This window comes from Dyadobacter sp. NIV53 (assembly GCF_019711195.1).
In the GTDB taxonomy this organism is placed as follows: Bacteria; Bacteroidota; Bacteroidia; order Cytophagales; family Spirosomataceae; genus Dyadobacter.
Map to the genome: position 1 here is coordinate 6357657 of NZ_CP081299.1, position 18170 is coordinate 6375826.

Annotated in this window: 13 protein-coding genes and 1 pseudogene; 11 read left to right on the forward strand and 3 right to left on the reverse strand. The window is 40.2% G+C overall.

The features are described 5' to 3' along the window. Nucleotides 1-67: 67 nt before the first annotated feature. Nucleotides 68-979, reverse strand: coding sequence for a hypothetical protein (locus tag KZC02_RS26170; protein WP_221391355.1), 912 nt, complete (start codon nt 977-979; stop codon nt 68-70). Nucleotides 980-1026: 47 nt separating this feature from the next. Further along, nucleotides 1027-2088, reverse strand: a complete 1062-nt coding sequence (locus KZC02_RS26175) for an acyltransferase (RefSeq protein WP_221391356.1) — start codon at nt 2086-2088, stop codon at nt 1027-1029. 185 nt (nt 2089-2273) lie between these two features. On the opposite strand from KZC02_RS26175, the gene mnmE reads away from it, so the two are divergent. The 8 genes and pseudogenes from mnmE to KZC02_RS26210 all read left to right on the forward strand — a co-directional run bounded on the left by mnmE (nt 2274) and on the right by KZC02_RS26210 (nt 12870). Then, nucleotides 2274-3641 carry a tRNA uridine-5-carboxymethylaminomethyl(34) synthesis GTPase MnmE gene (gene mnmE, locus KZC02_RS26180; RefSeq protein WP_221391357.1) on the forward strand — a complete coding sequence of 456 codons (1368 nt, stop codon included), beginning with the start codon at nt 2274-2276 and terminating at the stop codon, nt 3639-3641. 91 nt (nt 3642-3732) lie between these two features. Continuing rightward, on the forward strand, nt 3733-6738 hold the full coding sequence (locus KZC02_RS26185; protein WP_221391358.1) for a type I restriction endonuclease subunit R: 3006 nt from the start codon (nt 3733-3735) through the stop codon (nt 6736-6738). Next, nucleotides 6731-7768, forward strand: a complete 1038-nt coding sequence (locus KZC02_RS26190; RefSeq protein ID WP_221391359.1) for a YhcG family protein — start codon at nt 6731-6733, stop codon at nt 7766-7768. The genes KZC02_RS26185 and KZC02_RS26190 overlap by 8 nt, the downstream gene beginning before the upstream one ends. Continuing rightward, the gene (locus KZC02_RS26195) at nt 7761-9110 is read left to right on the forward strand and encodes a restriction endonuclease subunit S (protein WP_221391360.1); all 1350 of its coding nucleotides are present in this window, start codon (nt 7761-7763) and stop codon (nt 9108-9110) included. Before KZC02_RS26190 ends, KZC02_RS26195 begins: the two co-directional genes overlap by 8 nt. Next, entirely contained in the window at nt 9110-10231 is a 1122-nt protein-coding gene (locus tag KZC02_RS26200) for an AAA family ATPase (protein WP_221391361.1), read from the forward strand. The genes KZC02_RS26195 and KZC02_RS26200 overlap by 1 nt, the downstream gene beginning before the upstream one ends. A 72-nt stretch (nt 10232-10303) precedes the next feature. Next, nucleotides 10304-11182, forward strand: a pseudogene (locus KZC02_RS32645) (N-6 DNA methylase); the annotation flags it as partial. Between the two features lie 49 nt (nt 11183-11231). Beyond that, on the forward strand, nt 11232-11867 hold the full coding sequence (locus tag KZC02_RS32650) for an N-6 DNA methylase (RefSeq protein ID WP_255637047.1): 636 nt from the start codon (nt 11232-11234) through the stop codon (nt 11865-11867). Between the two features lie 88 nt (nt 11868-11955). Next, entirely contained in the window at nt 11956-12870 is a 915-nt protein-coding gene (locus KZC02_RS26210) for a DUF5655 domain-containing protein (RefSeq protein ID WP_221391362.1), read from the forward strand. 366 nt (nt 12871-13236) lie between these two features. Here KZC02_RS26210 and KZC02_RS26215 read toward each other — a convergent pair whose 3' ends face one another. Beyond that, nucleotides 13237-14136 (reverse strand): histone deacetylase, encoded by a 900-nt coding sequence (locus tag KZC02_RS26215; RefSeq protein WP_221391363.1) that lies wholly within the window; start codon nt 14134-14136, stop codon nt 13237-13239. Between the two features lie 306 nt (nt 14137-14442). Between KZC02_RS26215 and KZC02_RS26220 the strand changes: the two genes are divergently transcribed. The 3 genes from KZC02_RS26220 (at nt 14443) to KZC02_RS26230 (ending at nt 18163) form a co-directional block, all read left to right on the forward strand. Further along, nucleotides 14443-15078, forward strand: coding sequence for an MgtC/SapB family protein (locus KZC02_RS26220; RefSeq protein ID WP_221391364.1), 636 nt, complete (start codon nt 14443-14445; stop codon nt 15076-15078). Between the two features lie 629 nt (nt 15079-15707). Beyond that, on the forward strand, nt 15708-15974 hold the full coding sequence (locus tag KZC02_RS26225; protein WP_221391365.1) for a carboxypeptidase-like regulatory domain-containing protein: 267 nt from the start codon (nt 15708-15710) through the stop codon (nt 15972-15974). Nucleotides 15975-16030: 56 nt separating this feature from the next. Further along, nucleotides 16031-18163: a TonB-dependent siderophore receptor gene (locus KZC02_RS26230; RefSeq protein ID WP_229254417.1), complete on the forward strand. Its 2133-nt coding sequence runs from the start codon at nt 16031-16033 to the stop codon at nt 18161-18163. Nucleotides 18164-18170: the final 7 nt, after the last annotated feature.

Sequence of the window (18170 nt, forward strand, 5' to 3'; positions counted from 1 at the left end):
CGCTAAGTTAGGTCAACAAAAGTACGGCTGGAATGGTTTAACCGGCTGCCTTAGAAAGATATGTAGGTTAAAAATACTTGCTGATACAGTCAGCAATTGTCTGCATTCCTTTGTCCGAAGGATGCATACCAACACCTGCATCAGTAAAAGATTTATAAGCTGTAAGGCTTTTATCGTTAGAATAAGGCTCCAGATCTGCAACAAGATAGCTTTTCGATTTTGCTACATTTCTTATCCTGCTGCTTACTTCCTGCTGGTTTTTCCAAAAGCTGGTTGTACAAATTACTTTTGGCGTTGTTTTTGAAGTAAGCGTAACCAGAAACTGGCCGTAGCTGGCCTCAAAGAAATTAATATAGTCTTGATTCGTATTTTCAGCGATTCTCATGATGATCAGATCCGGCTCAAAATCTGCATAAGGCTGTAATTTAGCAAAATCATATTGCCAGAAATTCTGCTCAAAATCTATTGCCTGAACAACTTTTATCTCAACCCCGGAATTAAGAAGCTGCAATTCTTTTGTTATGATATGTACATAATCCTTTTCGGCGCTGCTTGCTGCCATACCCCAGTCACCTGACCAGCCTATCGCGGGAGCAGGAGCATGTTTGGTAATACTGTTTCCAAAAATTATAACTCGCTTATAATAAATGGAATAGACCGCTTTTGTGACTGCTGAAACAATATTTTTGTACCGTGACCTTCCCCATATTTCCCCGGAATTAAGCGCAACAATACACTTTGCCGGTTTCCATATTTTCCCACTGTCGATACTTACTTCAAAAATTCCTGCAACGGAGCCGGAATCAGCTAGCAAATGTACTTTACTGCCGTAAGGCAACAAACCAGAGGGAAGCGAAAATGAGGGCTGGTCTAATCTGGTAATAGTATCACCATTTGTAATATTCAGATAGCTGGTACAAGAGTCTGCAGGTACCGTTTCAATCGGATCCGGCTGATTTTTTTGTTGACAGACTGACAAAAATAAAAGGCAAAATAGGAGCAGGAGCCCTTTTAGAAATCTAAGTATCATTTAATAATGTTTTTTAACCGCAGACCAGGTGCTTCAACATAACGCCAGGAAAACCATGCGAATGGTAAAGTTAACCCGAATGAATACAGGAACATTTCAGCTATTGAAATATTGCCGGCACCAAAATAAAGTACAATGAGCTGTTGTAGTGGAAATGAATAAATATAAAGGCCGTAAGAAATATCACCTGAACTGCCAAAATGATTAAGCCGGCCTTTCTGAAATCCAAAGAAAATGATGGCGTAGGGAAGGAAAATATATCTTACCCATACTATACTTTTTAGGGGAATTATATCCCATTTGGACGACATAAAATAACTCAGCATAAAGACTGCAAAAAGCGAAATGAGCAGAATCCAATTGTATTGGACCAGATTGCTGAAAAAATAAAGCAGGCTTCCTGCCAAAAAGTATAAACCGAAATCAAGCAGATCTGATAAATTCAAATGAATGAAACGGATCGGAACGTGATAATTTATCAGATAGTCATGCCATAGGAAAAACGAACCCCATAAGGATAAAAAGACAAAAAGAGCCGCAAATTTAATTCGTTTGCCCAGAACAATATAAGCAGCAAGTGAAATCATATAACAGGAAACTTCGTAAGCCAGAGTCCATAAGGAACCGTTAATCAGCATGGAAGGCAAAGTTTTGAACACACCAGGTAAGCTGTCATTATATTCCGGAAACAGCTTGATAACCTTTGCATAGGCATAAGTGGCAGGATTTGTAAAATATTCGGACAAGGTAAGGCTTGTAGCCAGCGGCCCGATGACAAAAATGGTAAATAGTACTGCTACAATTAATCCGGGCATGATACGTACCAGGCGCTTCCAGAAAAAATGAAAGTAATTTTTACTTTGCACTAAACTTTTTGCAATAAGATACCCACTGATAGAAAAGAAAATACATACACCAATGTGGGCAGACGGAAACAAACCACTTGTTATTTCCTGAATATAATCCGCCTGCTCAAAACCTGCAAGTGGGTAAGAATGACCGAATATGACGAGTACAGCTGCAACAAAACGTAAGAAATGAAAATTATTAGTGTGCATTATATCAATATAAAAACCTCAGCGTGTGGGATTGAACAAGCGCGAAAGTATAAAGATGTGGTTAACTTACAAACAGGGTTATGAATGATTGTAGTTTTCAAATCAATATTATAGCCTTATAATTTATAAAAACTTTAAGCTGCAAATTTAAAAATATAACGTCTGGACTGTGCCATCTTTGCACTATGAATACAACTCAAATCCATCAGCAGGAAGTAATTTGTGCCCTGGCAACACCGTCGGGAGTAGGAGCGATTGCCATTATACGTGTATCTGGTTTAGGATGCATAACGCTGGTCAATACAATTTTTAAGGGTAAAAATTTAGAAAGTGCGGAAAGCCATACTGTACATTTCGGTACCATTCATACTGAAAATGAGATCATAGACGAGGTTCTGGTAACTGTTTTTAAAACACCCAGGTCCTTTACAAAGGAAGATTCAGTAGAAATTTCCTGCCACGGATCAGATTATATCATTCGCCAGATACTGAAATTAATTATTAGAAACGGCGCAAGAATTGCCAGACCGGGAGAATTTACACAACGCGCATTTTTGAACGGACAATTTGACCTCGTACAAGCCGAAGCCGTCGCCGATCTGATCGCAGCAGATTCCGAAGCAAGCCATAAAACGGCATTAAACCAGTTGAGAGGAGGTTTTTCCAAAAAACTGACTTCATTAAGAACAGAACTGATCCATTTTGCATCCTTAATTGAGCTCGAACTGGATTTTGGTGAAGAAGACGTAGAATTTGCGGGACGCGATGATTTGAAACGATTAATCAGTTCCCTTCAGCAAACGATTGCGCCTTTGATCGAGTCGTTTGATTACGGGAATGCGATTAAGGACGGTGTTCCTGTTGCCATCATTGGCTCCCCGAATGTTGGAAAATCGACCTTGCTCAATACATTACTGAATGAAGAAAAAGCGATTGTAACCAGCATAGCCGGAACAACGCGGGATGTAATTGAAGATACTATTATACTGGATGGTTTAAAATTCAGATTTATAGACACGGCAGGAATCCGGGAAACGACCGATCTGGTAGAATCCATTGGAATTGAACGCTCAAAAGGTGCAATGGAAAAAGCCGATATTGTAATTTTTCTGTTTGACAGTGAAGAAAACTTCAGGGAAAACCAACAGTTAGGAACATTGCTTTCGACTGATAAAGAACTTTTGTGGGTTATAAACAAAATTGATCTTTATCCTGACACAGCCGAAAGATTAATACAATCCAATCCCGAAATCATTTCCATTTCAGCACAAAACCATCAGGGGATTCAAACACTCACCGACAAACTGGTTTCGTTAGTACACAAACAAGCCGCTACCGATACCGTAGTAACCAACCTTCGCCACTACGAACATTTGTTAAAAACCCAGGATGCATTAAGTGATGTTTTAAACGGGTTGGCAACGGGCGTTACGGGTGATTTCCTGGCGCAGGATATCAGATTATCACTGTATCATTTGGGGGAAATAACGGGGACAATTGTAACGGATGATTTGCTGGATAATATTTTTAGTAAGTTTTGTATCGGCAAGTAGAAGGTCAAACTTAAAGAATCATTTTTCCAACTCTTCAAACGATTAACCAATATAAAAGCTAAATTTGACCAAATCTGTCATCACAATTTGAATGAGTAAGGAAAGCCAAATAGAAGATAGTCTGATCCAGCAACTTACGGAGCTTAAATATGTTCACCGCCCTGACATCGTTGATCGAAAAACACTTGAGCAGAATTTTAAAACCAAATTTGAAGCACTTAATCGTGTAAGGCTGACCGAAAATGAATTTTTTCGCCTGAGAGAAGAAGTCATCACTACGGATGTTTTTGCTGCTTCTAAACTTTTACGGGAAAGACAATACTTTCAACGCGAAGACGGTACGCCGCTTCATTATACTTTGGTGAATAACAAGGACTGGTGCAAAAATGATTTTGAAGTTATCAGTCAGTTACGCATTAATACTGAAAACAGCCATCAGCGTTTTGACGTCATTTTGTTGATTAATGGTTTGCCTTTGGTGCAGATTGAATTAAAGAAGGGAGACATTTCGCATCGGAAGGCGATGCAGCAAATTGTTGATTATAAAAATGATGCAGGCAACGGATATGGTAACTCTTTCCTGTGTTTTATGCAGCTGTTTATTGTCAGTAATGGAGGTAGAACGCTCTATTTTGCCAACAATAGAAATCAGCATTTCGCTTTCAATGCCGACGAGCAGTTTTTACCGGTTTACGAACTAGCCGATATTGACAACCAAAAAATTAACAGACTTGATCAATTTGCTGAAAAATTCCTGACCAAGTGTACGCTTGGTGAGATGATCAGTAAATATATGGTGCTGGTGGAGAGCGAGCAGAAATTGCTTGTTATGAGGCCATATCAGATTTATGCAGTTAAAGCCATTGTGGACTGCATACACCAAAATAGAGGAAACGGTTATATCTGGCACACAACGGGAAGTGGTAAAACCTTAACTTCTTTCAAAGCTTCTACTTTATTAAAAGATAATCCTGATATTGAAAAATGCCTTTTTGTTGTTGATCGCAAGGATCTTGACAGACAAACCCGTGAGGAATTCAACAAATTTCAGGAAGGCAGCGTAGAAGAAAACACCAATACCGAAACATTGGTAAGGCGTTTGTTATCCACGGATTATTCTGATAAGGTAATTGTCACAACCATTCAAAAGTTAGGTTTGGCGCTGGATGAGAACAATAGGAGAAACTATAAAGAACGTTTGGAGCCATTAAGCCAGAAGCGCGTGGTTTTTATTTTTGACGAATGTCACCGTTCGCAGTTTGGTGATAATCATAAGGCGATTAAAGAATTTTTTCCAAATGCCCAGTTGTTTGGTTTTACAGGTACACCTATATTTGAGGAAAACGCATCTTACATCGTTAGAGCAGGTGAAGAAGCTAAGTATAAAGAAACAAAAGACATATTTGAAAAGGAACTACACGCCTACACCATCACGAATGCTATCGATGATCGGAACGTTCTAAAATTTCATATTGATTATTTCAAAGGTCAAGGCACGCAAACTCCTAAACCGGGTGAAGCTGTTGCACAACAGGCCGTCGTTGGTGCTATTCTGGATAAACACACTGCTGCAACCAATTTCAGGCGTTTCAACGCAGTATTGGCAACGGCTTCTATCAATAACGCGATTGAATATTATCAATTATTTAAAGAGACTCAGAAGAAAAAATCCGAAGAAAATCCTGAATATCTGCCACTTAATATCGCTTGTGTGTTTTCTCCTCCTGCCCAATTGATAGCAAAAGAGGGAGACAAACAAAGTCAGAAAAATGCGGAGGATATTAAGCAGTTGCAGGATGATTTGCAGCAGGAAAAACAGGATAACCAAACCGATCCGGAGGGGAAGAAAAAGGCACTCATGGAGATCATTGCCGATTATAACAAGCAATTCGGCACGAATCATAACATCAATGAGTTTGATCTGTATTATCAGGATGTTCAGCGGCGGATCAAAGACCAGAAGTACAGCAACAAAGATTATCCGCACAAAAACAAAATTGATATCACGATTGTGGTAGATATGTTATTGACAGGGTTTGATTCCAAATACCTGAATACGCTGTATGTGGATAAAAATCTGAAATACCACGGTTTGATCCAGGCATTCTCCCGTACCAATCGGGTATTGAATGATACAAAACCATATGGAAACATTCTGGATTTTCGTTCTCAGCAAGATGCCGTTAATAAGGCCATTGCGCTTTTCTCCGGTAGAAGCAGCGAAGATGATGCACAGGAAATATGGATTGTGGAACCAGCGACAGTTGTCATCGACAAATACAAAGAGGCGGTAGAAAAGCTTGGTGGGTTCATGAAGCAGCACAACTTGTTGCAGGAACCGCAGGAAGTATATAACCTGAAAGGTGATGCTGCACGAATTACTTTCGTGGAAAACTTCAAGGAAGTACAAAAATTAAAAACGCAGCTTGATCAATATACCGATCTGGACAAAGAACAGCAGGCCAAAATTGAAGCTATTTTACCAAAAAATTCATTACAAGAGTTTAGGAGCTCTTATTTAGAAACCGCCAAGCAATTAAGAGAAATACAACAAAAAGGAGGTGACGACGTGCCGCCTGAAATATTGGAGCTGGATTTTGAATTTGTGCTTTTTGCTTCTGCTATTATCGACTACGATTACATCATGAATCTGATCGCCGACAGTACGCAGAAAAAACCATCCAGACAGAAGATGACCAAAGCGCAGGTGATCAGTTTGCTGGGTGCTAATTCCAATTTGATGGACGAGCAGGAGGACTTAACGGACTACATTAATGGGCTAGACTGGAATAGTGGAAAGGATGTAGATACATTAAGAAAGGGTTATGAAACTTTTAAAGTTGACAAAAACGACAAAGAACTGGCCGGTATCGCTCAAAAACACGGATTGCAAACGGCAGATTTAAAAGGTTTCGTGGATAGTATCATGAGCCGGATGATCTTTGATGGAGAAAAGCTCACAGATCTTTTGGAACCACTACAATTAAGCTGGAAAGCACGCCGGGTAAAAGAGCTGGCATTGATGGAAGACCTTGTGCCTCAACTCAAAAAAATAGCCGAAGGAAGAGAAATATCAGGATTGGCAGCTTATGAGTAACGACAAACCAAAACTACCGCAGCTGCAAGAAGCGGAGTATATAGATATATTGAAGCAGGCGATCAGCCAGATCCGTACGGCTCGTATTCAGATTGCAAAGCAGGTAAACAGCACCACAAACTCCGTGTATTGGAATTTGGGAAAACTGCTTTCCGAAAAACAATTGGAAGAAGGCTATGGCAGTGGAGTGGTGCAACAATTATCCATCGACCTAAAAAGCGAGTTTCCGGATTTGGGTCTGTCTCCGCGAAACCTTTGGGATATGAAACGCTTTTATGAGCATTATTCTCAGGCAGATACAAAACTGCGACAAGCTGTCGCAGTTTTGCCTTGGGGACACAACTTACTCTTAATCAATAAAGTTAAAGACAATTCGCAGATTGAATTTTATGTAAATGAAACGCTTCAAAAAGGTTGGTCACGCGATTTACTGCTCAATGCAATCAAAATGGACAGTTACAGTCTGGCACAAAGGCAGTTTAAAACACACAACTTTGATCAGACACTCCCAAAGGCACACGCCGATTATGCCAATGAAGTATTTAAAAGTTCTTACAACCTGGGTTTTTTGGGTATTACAGAACCCGTAAAAGAGTTAGAATTAGAAAATAGGTTGATAGCCAAAATCAGGGCTTTTGTGTTAGAGTTAGGAAAAGGGTTTTCCTTTATTGGAAACCAATACCGGCTGGAATACAACAACAAAGAATATTTTGTAGACATGCTTTTCTTTCACCGGGGCCTTCGTTCTTTGGTGGCGATAGAGTTGAAAATTGGTGGTTTTAAAGCGGAGTATGTGGGTAAAATGAATCTCTACCTTTCTTTGCTCGACCGCCTGGAAAAAGGTGAAAACGAAAACCCATCCATTGGGATCATTCTCTGTGCCGATAAAGACCACCTGGATGTGGAAATAGCCTTGCAAGACATTAACAAACCCATCGGCGTAGCTGAGTATCAGCTTTTGTTGCCCAAAGCAGAATTGCAATCCTTGATCCTGAACGAATTAAATGCCACTCAACAAGAAAATGAATAACGATACGAATAAATTAATACCTGAATTGCGCTTTCCTGAGTTTGTGAATGAAGGGAAATGGGACGAGAAAACAGTAGGAGACATTTATGATTTTAAAGTCACCAATTCTTTTTCAAGAGAAAATTTAAATTACGACAAAGGATTAGTTAAGAATATTCATTACGGAGATATTCATACAAGATTTAATACTCTTTTTGATATTTTAAAGGAAAAAGTACCATATATTAACCTAAATGTTCCCATCGAAAAGATTAGGGAAGAAAGTTTCTGCGTAGAAGGAGATATGGTTTTTGCAGATGCATCAGAAGACCTAAACGACATTGGTAAAAGTATTGAAATAATTAATTTGAATGGCCAAGCGGTTCTTCCCGGTCTTCATACTTTATTAGCAAGACAGAAAGAAAGGAGATTGATAACAGGTTTTGGCGGTCATTTATTTAAGACTTATAGTATTAGAAAACAAATTCAAAGAGAAGCACAAGGAGCAAAGGTTTTAGGAATCTCAGTCGGAAGAATTTCAAATGTGAATATTTCATTTCCGAAAAATCCTAAGGAACAACAAAAGATCACCTCTTGCCTTTCTTCCTTGGATGAAGTAATTGCAGCCCACAGCCAAAAATTAGAAGTTTTAAAAGAACATAAGAAAGGCTTGATGCAAAACCTTTTCCCGCAAGAAGGTGAAACGGTTCCGAAATATCGTTTTCCGGAGTTTTTGGGGGATGCGGATTGGGTGGAGAAGAGTATTCAAAAGCTAATTGATGAAAATAAAATAATTAGTCACCTTGACGGCAATCACGGTGCATTATATCCCAAAGCCGAAGAATTTTCGAAAGAAGGTATCCCTTATATTTCAGCCAATGACTTTATTAGTGGAATAATTGATTTTTCGAAATGCAAATACCTTCCTTTATCTAAAGCCAACAAGTTTAAAAAAGGGGTAGCCAAAGATGGTGATATCCTTTTTGCACACAATGCGACTGTTGGTCCGGTGGCAAAGTTAAATACGGATTTTCCATTTGTGATACTAAGTACAACAGCTACATATTTCCGATGTGACAATAAGAATTTAATCAATGATTTTTTAAGGTTTGCTTTGACAAGTCCATCATTTGTCCGACAATATACACGCGTGATGTCTCAATCTACAAGAAACCAAATTCCTATAACAGCACAAAGGGAATTTATTCTGCAAATACCAAAACCAAAGGAACAACAAAAGATAGCCGAATGTCTTTCCAGTTTGGATAATTCAATTACTGTGCAAGTAGAAAAAGTTGAGCAATTGAAGTTGTATAAAAGAGGTTTGATGCAGGGTTTATTTCCAAAAGTTATTGAAGAATAATGAGCGGCGAAAAAAAATTATATAAATATAAGACATTAAAAAGTGTCGCTGTTCGATTAAGGGACGATCTAAATGATCACCATTTTGTTTTGCTATATGCTTACAATGGAACCGGAAAGACGCGCCTTTCTATGGAATTTAAGGATATAGTAAAAAAGCGTAAGAAAAATCCACTTACAGACACACTTTATTATAATGCGTATACAGAAGATCTTTTTCACTGGAATAATGATTTGGATAACGACTCTGAAAGGCATTTAATAATAAATCAAAAGTCAAGGTTTTTTGAAGGGTTCAGGGAGCTTGCGCTTGATGAACGAATATTCGGTTTTCTAGAGAGGTATGCAGATTTCAATTTCACCATCAATTACGTTGATTGGAATATAGCTTTTAAGAAACAGATTAAGAACCACAAATTCAGGCCGGATTCTGAGGAGCCCGAATATGTAATTCAGGAAAATATCAAAGTCTCCAGAGGAGAGGAAAATATATTTATCTGGTGCATTTTTCTAGCTATTACTGAGTTAGCCATTGATGGTGATGAATCGTATGGCTGGGTAAAGCATATTTACATTGATGATCCGATTTCATCGCTTGACGATAATAATGCTATTGCGGTAGCTAGCGATTTGGCACAGCTATTAAAAAGAGGAAAGGATAAGCTTAAAGTCGTTATTTCTTCTCATCACGCGTTGTTTTTTAATGTGATGTATAATGAACTTAGGAACATTGCACATAAAAGCCATTTTCTTCATAAGAATGGATCGGATGGTTATATACTGAGAGCGACGGACGATACACCATTTTTCCATCACGTTGCTTTGTTGAGTGATCTTTGGAAGGCATCTGAGACGGGTAAAGTCAATACCTATCATTTTAACATGTTGCGTAGCGTGCTGGAAAAGACTTCTACCTTTTTTGGCTATGACGAATTTTCTAAATGTATATATGGTATTGAAGATGAAGTACTTTTCTCTCGAGCATTAAACTTGCTAAGTCATGGAAAATACTCGATCTATCAGCCAGTTGAGATGAACCTGGATAATAAAGAATTATTTACGAGGATACTGAAAGCTTTTCTTGATAGACATAGTTTTCAATTACCTGAAATTTTTGCATAATAATATATCATGACACAACAGCAACAACTGGGTAAAACCCTTTGGAATATAGCAGACCAATTACGTGGAGCGATGAACGCGGATGATTTCCGGGATTATATGCTTTCATTTCTTTTTCTTAGGTATTTGTCTTCCAATTATGAAGAATCTGCTAAAAAAGAACTTGGAGCAGATTATCCTATATTGGAAAAAGATGATAATCGGACACCTTTATCGGTTTGGTATGCAGCCAACGAAGATGACGTAGCAGAGTTTGAAAAGCAAATGCGCAGAAAGGTGCATTATGTAATTTTGCCGGAATACCTTTGGAGCAACATCGGAGAACTGGCGCGGACGCAGGGTGATGAATTGTTAAAAACCTTAGGTAAGGGATTTAAATATATTCAGGACGAATCTTTTGACAGCGCTTTCCAGGGGCTGTTTTCGGAAATCAATCTTAATTCTGAAAAACTAGGCAGAACGGAAACGGAAAGGAACAAAAAGCTCTGCACCATTATTCAAAAAATTGCCGAAGGTATTGCCGATTTTTCGACAGATTCCGATACGCTTGGCGATGCTTATGAATATTTGATCGGGCAATTCGCCGCAGGTTCGGGGAAAAAGGCAGGGGAGTTTTACACGCCACAACAAATCTCAACCATCCTGTCTGAAATTGTAACCCTTGACAGCCAGGATCCGAGATCTGGCAAGAAAATTAAGCTGGATAAAGTTCTCGATTTTGCTTGCGGTTCGGGTTCTTTGCTGCTAAATGTAAGAAAGAGAATTAAAGACAATGGAGGAAGTATTGGCAAAATATACGGGCAGGAAAAGAATATTACCACCTACAACCTTGCCCGGATGAACATGCTACTGCATGGAATGAAGGATACCGAATTTGAGATTTTTCACGGAGATACGTTGCTCAATCAATGGGATTTATTAAATGAGATGAATCCATCTAAAAAGATCGAGTTTGATGCCATAGTCGCTAATCCACCATTCAGTTTACGCTGGGAACCGAATGATACTTTTAGGAGACGATTTCCGTTTCAAAAGTTATGGTCTGGCGCCAAAATCAGCAGCGGACTTTGCCTTTTTGTTACACGGGTTTCACTTCCTGGGAAAAGAAGGTACTATGGCCATTATCTTGCCACACGGCGTATTGTTCCGTGGCGGCGCAGAAGAAAGAATCCGTACCAAACTTTTGAAAGATAATCACATCGACACGGTTATTGGTCTGCCTTCCAATCTGTTCTATTCAACCGGAATCCCGGTTTGTATTCTGGTTTTGAAAAAATGTAAAAAACAGGATGACGTACTTTTCATCAATGCCAGTACCCATTTTGAAAAAGGCAAACGCCAGAACGTACTGAGGGAAGGAGAAGACGGAGAACCTAATGACATTGAAAAAATTGTGCAGACCTATCAATACCGCCCGGATCATATTGAAAGATATGCTCGCAGGGTTTCCATTGAGGAAATTGAAAGGAACGGCTATAATCTGAACATTTCAAGATATGTGAGTACATCTGATGATGAGATACAGATTTCTTTGGAAGATGTAAATGCAAGATTGAAAGCAATAAATGAGGCTATTGAGACAAGTACAAATAAGCACAATGAATTTTTGAAAGAATTGGGGTTGGCGCCTATTTGAAAAATTGGTGATTGAAATCGTAAGCTTGTAGTAGTCTAGCGATTTCTTTTAAATAAATGGGTCTTAATTTTATAATTACTAATATTCAATGCAAATCTTCCAAAATAACAAACAAAGCCTCTCCACCCTTCGCGAACTCCCTTTCAAACTTGAAAAAGAAATTCAAACCCTCTTCGAGCAAAATATTGAATTGCTTAGCAGTTTGAAGCTTGTCAAGTCTGAGTTTACGATAAAGAGTAATAGGATTGATACACTGGCTTTTGATACAGAAAGCCAGGCTTTTGTGATTATTGAATACAAGCGTAGTCAGAATTACAGTGTTGTAGATCAGGGAGTTTCCTATCTGAATCTGATGCTGGATTACAGGGCCGATTTTATTATTGAATACAATGAAGTGCATGGTGAAAGTCTTAAACGAAACGATGTAGACTGGTCGCAAAGCCGAATTATTTTCGTTTCTCCGTCTTTTACCGATTTTCAAAAGCAGTCGACTAACTTTAAAGACTTTGGGATTGAGTTGTGGGAAATCAAGCAGTTTGAGAATGATATAATCACTATTAATCAGATCAAAAAGTCAAAGTCGGCACCAAGTATCGGACAGATGCAGAAGGGCGATAGTTCAGAAATTAGTAAGCTGGCCAAAGAAATCAAAGCTTATTCAGAAGAAGACCATTTGCAGGGAAAGAGTGATGCCACTGTTGAGCTTTACGAAACCTACAAAAATGCCATTCTTAATCTGGGCTCCGACATCGATGTAAAACCGCAAAAAATGGTAATTGGTTTTACTTGCAAAGGGAAAGTATTTGCAGATGTACTGGTTTTAAAATCTGAATTAAAGTTTTGGATTAATCTGAAAACCGGAAATCTTGACGATCCGAAATTATTAACCAGGGATGTTTCCAACGTAGGACATTGGGGCAGTGGTGATTATGAGATCAGGGTAAGTGATACCAGGAACCTTGAATATATTATGAGTTTGGTGAAGCAGGCTTTGGTGGTTTGAACTGAAAAATTGTTCATGCAAAATCAAATTGAAATATACCGCAGCAGTGATGGACAAACTCAGATCGAGGTAGTGCTTGAGGAAGAGGCGGTTTGGCTTTGTCAGTACCAACTGGCGTATCTGTTTGAACATACGAAGTAAAATATCAGTCTTCCTATCGGAAATGTTTTCAAGGAAGGAGAAATGAAGAAGGCGGCAAGAGGATACCTCAAAACCAAAATGAGGCATCCTCTTTCGTTTATATTGTGAACTTCAAGAAATTTTTTTTGAAGTTCACAATCAATTCTCACTGGCTTAAATTTGTAAATTCATCGTTAAAGCCATTCCTAAGCGGCTTTTTTTCTGATATTCTGAACCTTATGCCATTTAAAAGACCTGGGAGGCGGCCCGAAAGGTATTGGTGTGCGCTTCAAGAATGGTCCTGAGCTGAGGGGAGTAACCGCCACCCATGCTGCACTGCAGGGGTATACCATCCTTCTGCGCCGTATGCAGTACCATTTCGTCCCTTTGCCTGCAGCCTTGCTGAGTACAGGCCAAGCGCCCTATCCGGTCAGAATGCAGGATATCCACACCGGCCTGGTAGAAGATAAAATCCGGTCTTACCCGGTCAACGAGTTTGGGCAGTATCTCTGCCAGTATCCGCAGGTAAGCCTGGTCGGCTGTCCGGTCTTCAAACGGGATATCCAGGTCACTTTTTTCTTTTCTGAAAGGGAAATTATTGCTGCCATGCATCGAAAAGGTAAATACGTGCGGCTCATTGGCAAAGATAGCTGCTGTCCCGTTGCCCTGATGGACATCCAGGTCAACGATCAGGACCTGCTTTGCTTTTTTATGGTTGATCAGATACTGCGCCGCCACTGCCTGGTCGTTGATCATACAAAACCCCTCGCCGTAACCAGGGCCGGCATGGTGCGTGCCACCGGCTATATTGAAGGCGATACCGGTTTGAAGGGCTTTGAGTGCCCCCTGTAGGGTCCCGTTTGTGATCCTCAGCTCCCGCCCGGCCAGAAGCGGAGTCTGCTCAAAACCAATCCGGCGCATTTCCTTCGGGCTTAACTTTCCCTGCATGAACCGGTCTGCATAGGCAGCGTCATGCACGGCATATACGGCCTGCAGGTCCACGGGGCACGGACTGAAAAAGTCGGACGGTTCAGCCAGGCCTTCCCGCAGCAGCTGCAATGGCAGCAGCTCGTATTTATCCATCGGGAAACGGTGCCCTTCCGGCACGGGATATTTGTATATGGGGTGGAATGCAATCGGAAACATGCTGCTATTAAATTTGCCGGCTGGAAAGGCATACAAATCTAGTAAACTTCCGGTTATCACAACGTGGGACAGCCACAGTATTCATGTCTGACCATGTTGCCATCTGATACTGTTTTCATGATTTGCGGCCAAACTGCTCCACATAAATAAATTCGAGTTGTTTTCCTGACCAATTGGTCAGGTATTCCAATATCCCTTTCAACCATAAATTCAACATACTGCAGCAACGGATGAATGAAATTTATGTATGTTATTTGTCATCTTTGAAATTGAATTAACCAATTATAAGGCTAAACAAATTATAAAATGGATTTTACAATCGAACTGGAAGATTTGATCAGTATGCTGATGTCAATTCTTTGTGGTGGGATCATTGGTTTTGAGAGGGAATACAAAAACAAATCAGCCGGGTTCAGGACGATCGTTCTCATTACGCTGGGATCCACAATCTTTACCATCGTATCCCGGCATGGATCAGGCGCAGATGACCGTATCTCGGCAAATATTATTACCGGCATAGGATTTATCGGTGCCGGCGTTATTTTCAAAGACCGGTTTTCGGTTTGGGGCCTGACCACTGCTGCTGTCATATGGACCTCGGCAGCTATCGGTATGACCACCGGTATAGGCTACCATGCCCTTGCTTTTGTATTTACGATCATTACATTGGGCATTCTACTGATGGTAAGCAGGATCGAAAGACTGATCGGCGAATTACAAAAGCAGAAAATTATCAGTGTTACTTTTAGAAAGCCTGATTTTGACCAAATCAAGAAGCTTCAGGACCGGTTAGGGGAAATAGACGTGAAGATGGAACAGATACAACTTAGTAAGGACGAAGATCTTCTTACGGTGGTCTGGCAGGTTTCCGGAAAAAAACAATATCTGCTTAAATTAAATGAAGTACTGGCCGGAAGCCCTGAAATTATTGGTTTTAAATAAGTCACATTCTTTACCAGCCTGCCAGAACTAACGTCTTAAACGGCAACAGAACAGCAAGGAATAGTAAGTTCAAAAAGTAATGGTATCTAACGCGGTCTGTTGGCAATACTGGTGATTATTTTTGGAAATATATTGACTGTATGCCAACAGGCCTTTATCGGCGGTGAGTGGATCGCTTTTGATGTTGTCTACGGTTCTGTTTCACGTATTTCCTGGATATTGACACTTCAAACCACTGTCAAATATAGCATCCTGATTCTGTGGCCAGACAAAAAATGTGAAGGAGTTATCAAGACAGGTATATACCGGTGTCGCCATGGTTTGCTTGTTTTACTCCCGGTAGTTGACGGCAGTAGGGTAGGGATGACCTGCCAGTATACCTGGTTCATCCGTATTTGATACACAAGTACTAATTTCCTTACAAGGAGGGACTTCGTGAGTACTATCCTTAAATAATCAAAATGCAAGTGCACTGCAAAGCCATTTATGGTGTATTTTCAATGCTTAATATTCGAATTATGCAAAAATTAAGTTTTATAAAAAAATCCAGTTAAAAGAGGGGGGTAAAATGAGGTAAATACAGGTAAAAAAAATTACATTTGGATTATTTATAAATAGTCTAAATTAAAATGATGCAAAAACTACTCCTAACAGTGCTTTTAAGCCTATTATTCAACCAGGTTTATGCCCAGAATAAAACCGGATCAATTTCCGGGAAAGTAACAAGTCACCAGGGTACACCATTGCCCGATATCAATGTTGGACTAAGGGGAACTCCCTACGGATCGCTCACCGATAAAAATGGTGTTTACAATATCAGCGGGGTTGCTGATGGGCATTATACCATCGATATATCAGGGATAGGTTTTGATGCTCACACAAAAAAATCCATATAGTAGGTGTAACGGCACAAAATTTTACATTAAAGGAAAAAAATGAAGAGTTGCTTGAAGTGACTATTGCCGGTGTGAGGGAACAAAAGTATAACAACGAAATTTCCACTCTTGCTTCCAAATCGCCTATCCCGCTAAAAGATGTGCCGCAGGCAGTAAGTTATGTTACCAGGGAATTGATGCAGGACCAAAAGGCCTTCCGGATTACGGACGTGGTGAAAAATGTGAGCGGTGTGAACCAGGAGTCGATCACAGGTGATTACATGATCAGAGGATTTGCTACGGGTAACAATGCAATGATTAACGGCCTGAGGATCAGTAAAGGCTGGACGCCAGCCTTAATCAGTAATTTGGAACGGGTAGAGGTCATTAAAGGAGCGAATTCCGCACTATATGGATATTCCGATCCGGGTGGAACGATAAACAGCGTAACCAAAAAACCTTTGGATGTTTCTCGCCAGGGAATCAGTTTTACAACCGGCAGCTTTAATACAATAAGAGCGGAAGCGGATGTTACCGGTCCGGTCAACGACAATAAAACATTGCTTTACCGTGTCAATCTGGCCTATCAAAGTGCAGGTTCATTCAGGGATTTACAGGGTGGAAAAGATCTTTTGCTTGCACCTTCCATCTCTTATGTGCCCAACGAAAAAACAAGAATAGACCTTGATCTGATTTACAGTTCCATCAATGCAAGAGTGGACCGGGGACAGCCATTGCTGGGTGGAAATGGCGGGGATTCTCCCCTGCATTCCACTCCGGTATCTCTTATAGCTACCTACTCCAATAGTTACAATAAGGAGCAGGGGCTTTCTTTCCTGGCTTCTGTCAACCATAAATTCACTAAAAATATTACGTTTAATACCTCGTTCATTACCTACACGTATGACCGGGATTACCTGGAACACCGTGTAAACAATGTATATGCTCCGGATGCTGCCGGCAAGGAAATTTCAAACCTGGTAGAAATGCGTTTGCAGAGAGGTATGCAAAAAAATACGAATTTTAATCTGATGTCGTATCTCAATTTCAATCTGAATACAGGGCCGGTTGAGCATCATTTACTTGCAGGTTATGATATAGCAAAGCAAAGCACGCCTGCCGGATCCTGGCTGACCAGTTTGAAAGGCGCCTATCGGAATGCAGCAAACACAGCAGCAATTAATACTTATGACCCCAAAAAACCGGAGTTATATCTTCATGATAAAGCTGGTAACCCTGTGCCAAATATGCCGCATTTTGATCTTGCTAACCCAAACTACACACCTCAGGATATAAGCAGTTATTTTACTTCAACAGCCCAGGTTGCCACTACCATGTATTATACCAATGGTGTATATATTCAGGACCAGATCAAAATGGGCAAGCTGCAATTGCTTTTGGGGCTTCGCCAGGAATTTTATACTGATTTTCAAAACTATAAAAAAGCAGAGGAAAAGAAAGTCAGGCAGACGGCCTTGATCCCCAGGGCAGGTCTGGTTTACGCACTGAACAAAAATATTAATTTATACGGTACTTATGTGGAAGGATTTCAGCCGCAAAGTGCAGGGATCGTTGGTGATCCAGCCATTTATGGGGGGCCGTTTGACCCGCTTACAAGCAATATGATTGAATTCGGTTCTAAAACAGAATGGTTTAACAAAGGATTAACCCTTTCAGCTTCTGTTTACAGAATCGAACAAAATAATATTTTGATCAATGCAAATAATGCTGTAAACCCTGAATTTCTTGAGCAAAGAGGCCAGGAGCAATCCAAAGGAATTGAGCTGGATGTCAACGGGAGAATCCTGCCGAATCTTTCTGTCAGTGCAAACTATGCATATAATAAAAGCATTATCACTGAAAGTGCCAATCCGGAGCTGGTTGGTGCAGGGAAGGAATTTGCGCCGCACCACATGGGCGGCAGCTGGATCAGATATAATCTGATCAAAGGTGCACTCAAAGGTGCTGGTGTTTCTCTGGGGGCCAACTTTGTCACTTCTCAAAAAACGGCGCAGTACGGCTTGATTACTTTACCTTCCTACACTGTTTTCAATGCCGCTTTATTTTATCAGATCAGAAAGATACAGCTATCACTGAATGTCAATAACCTGACGGATAAAACGTACTGGCTGGGCCGGGGAAGGTCTACCGTGACGGTGAACCCGGGCGCGCCTCGTAATTCATTGTTTAGCATCGGCTACATTTTCTAACAGGTTA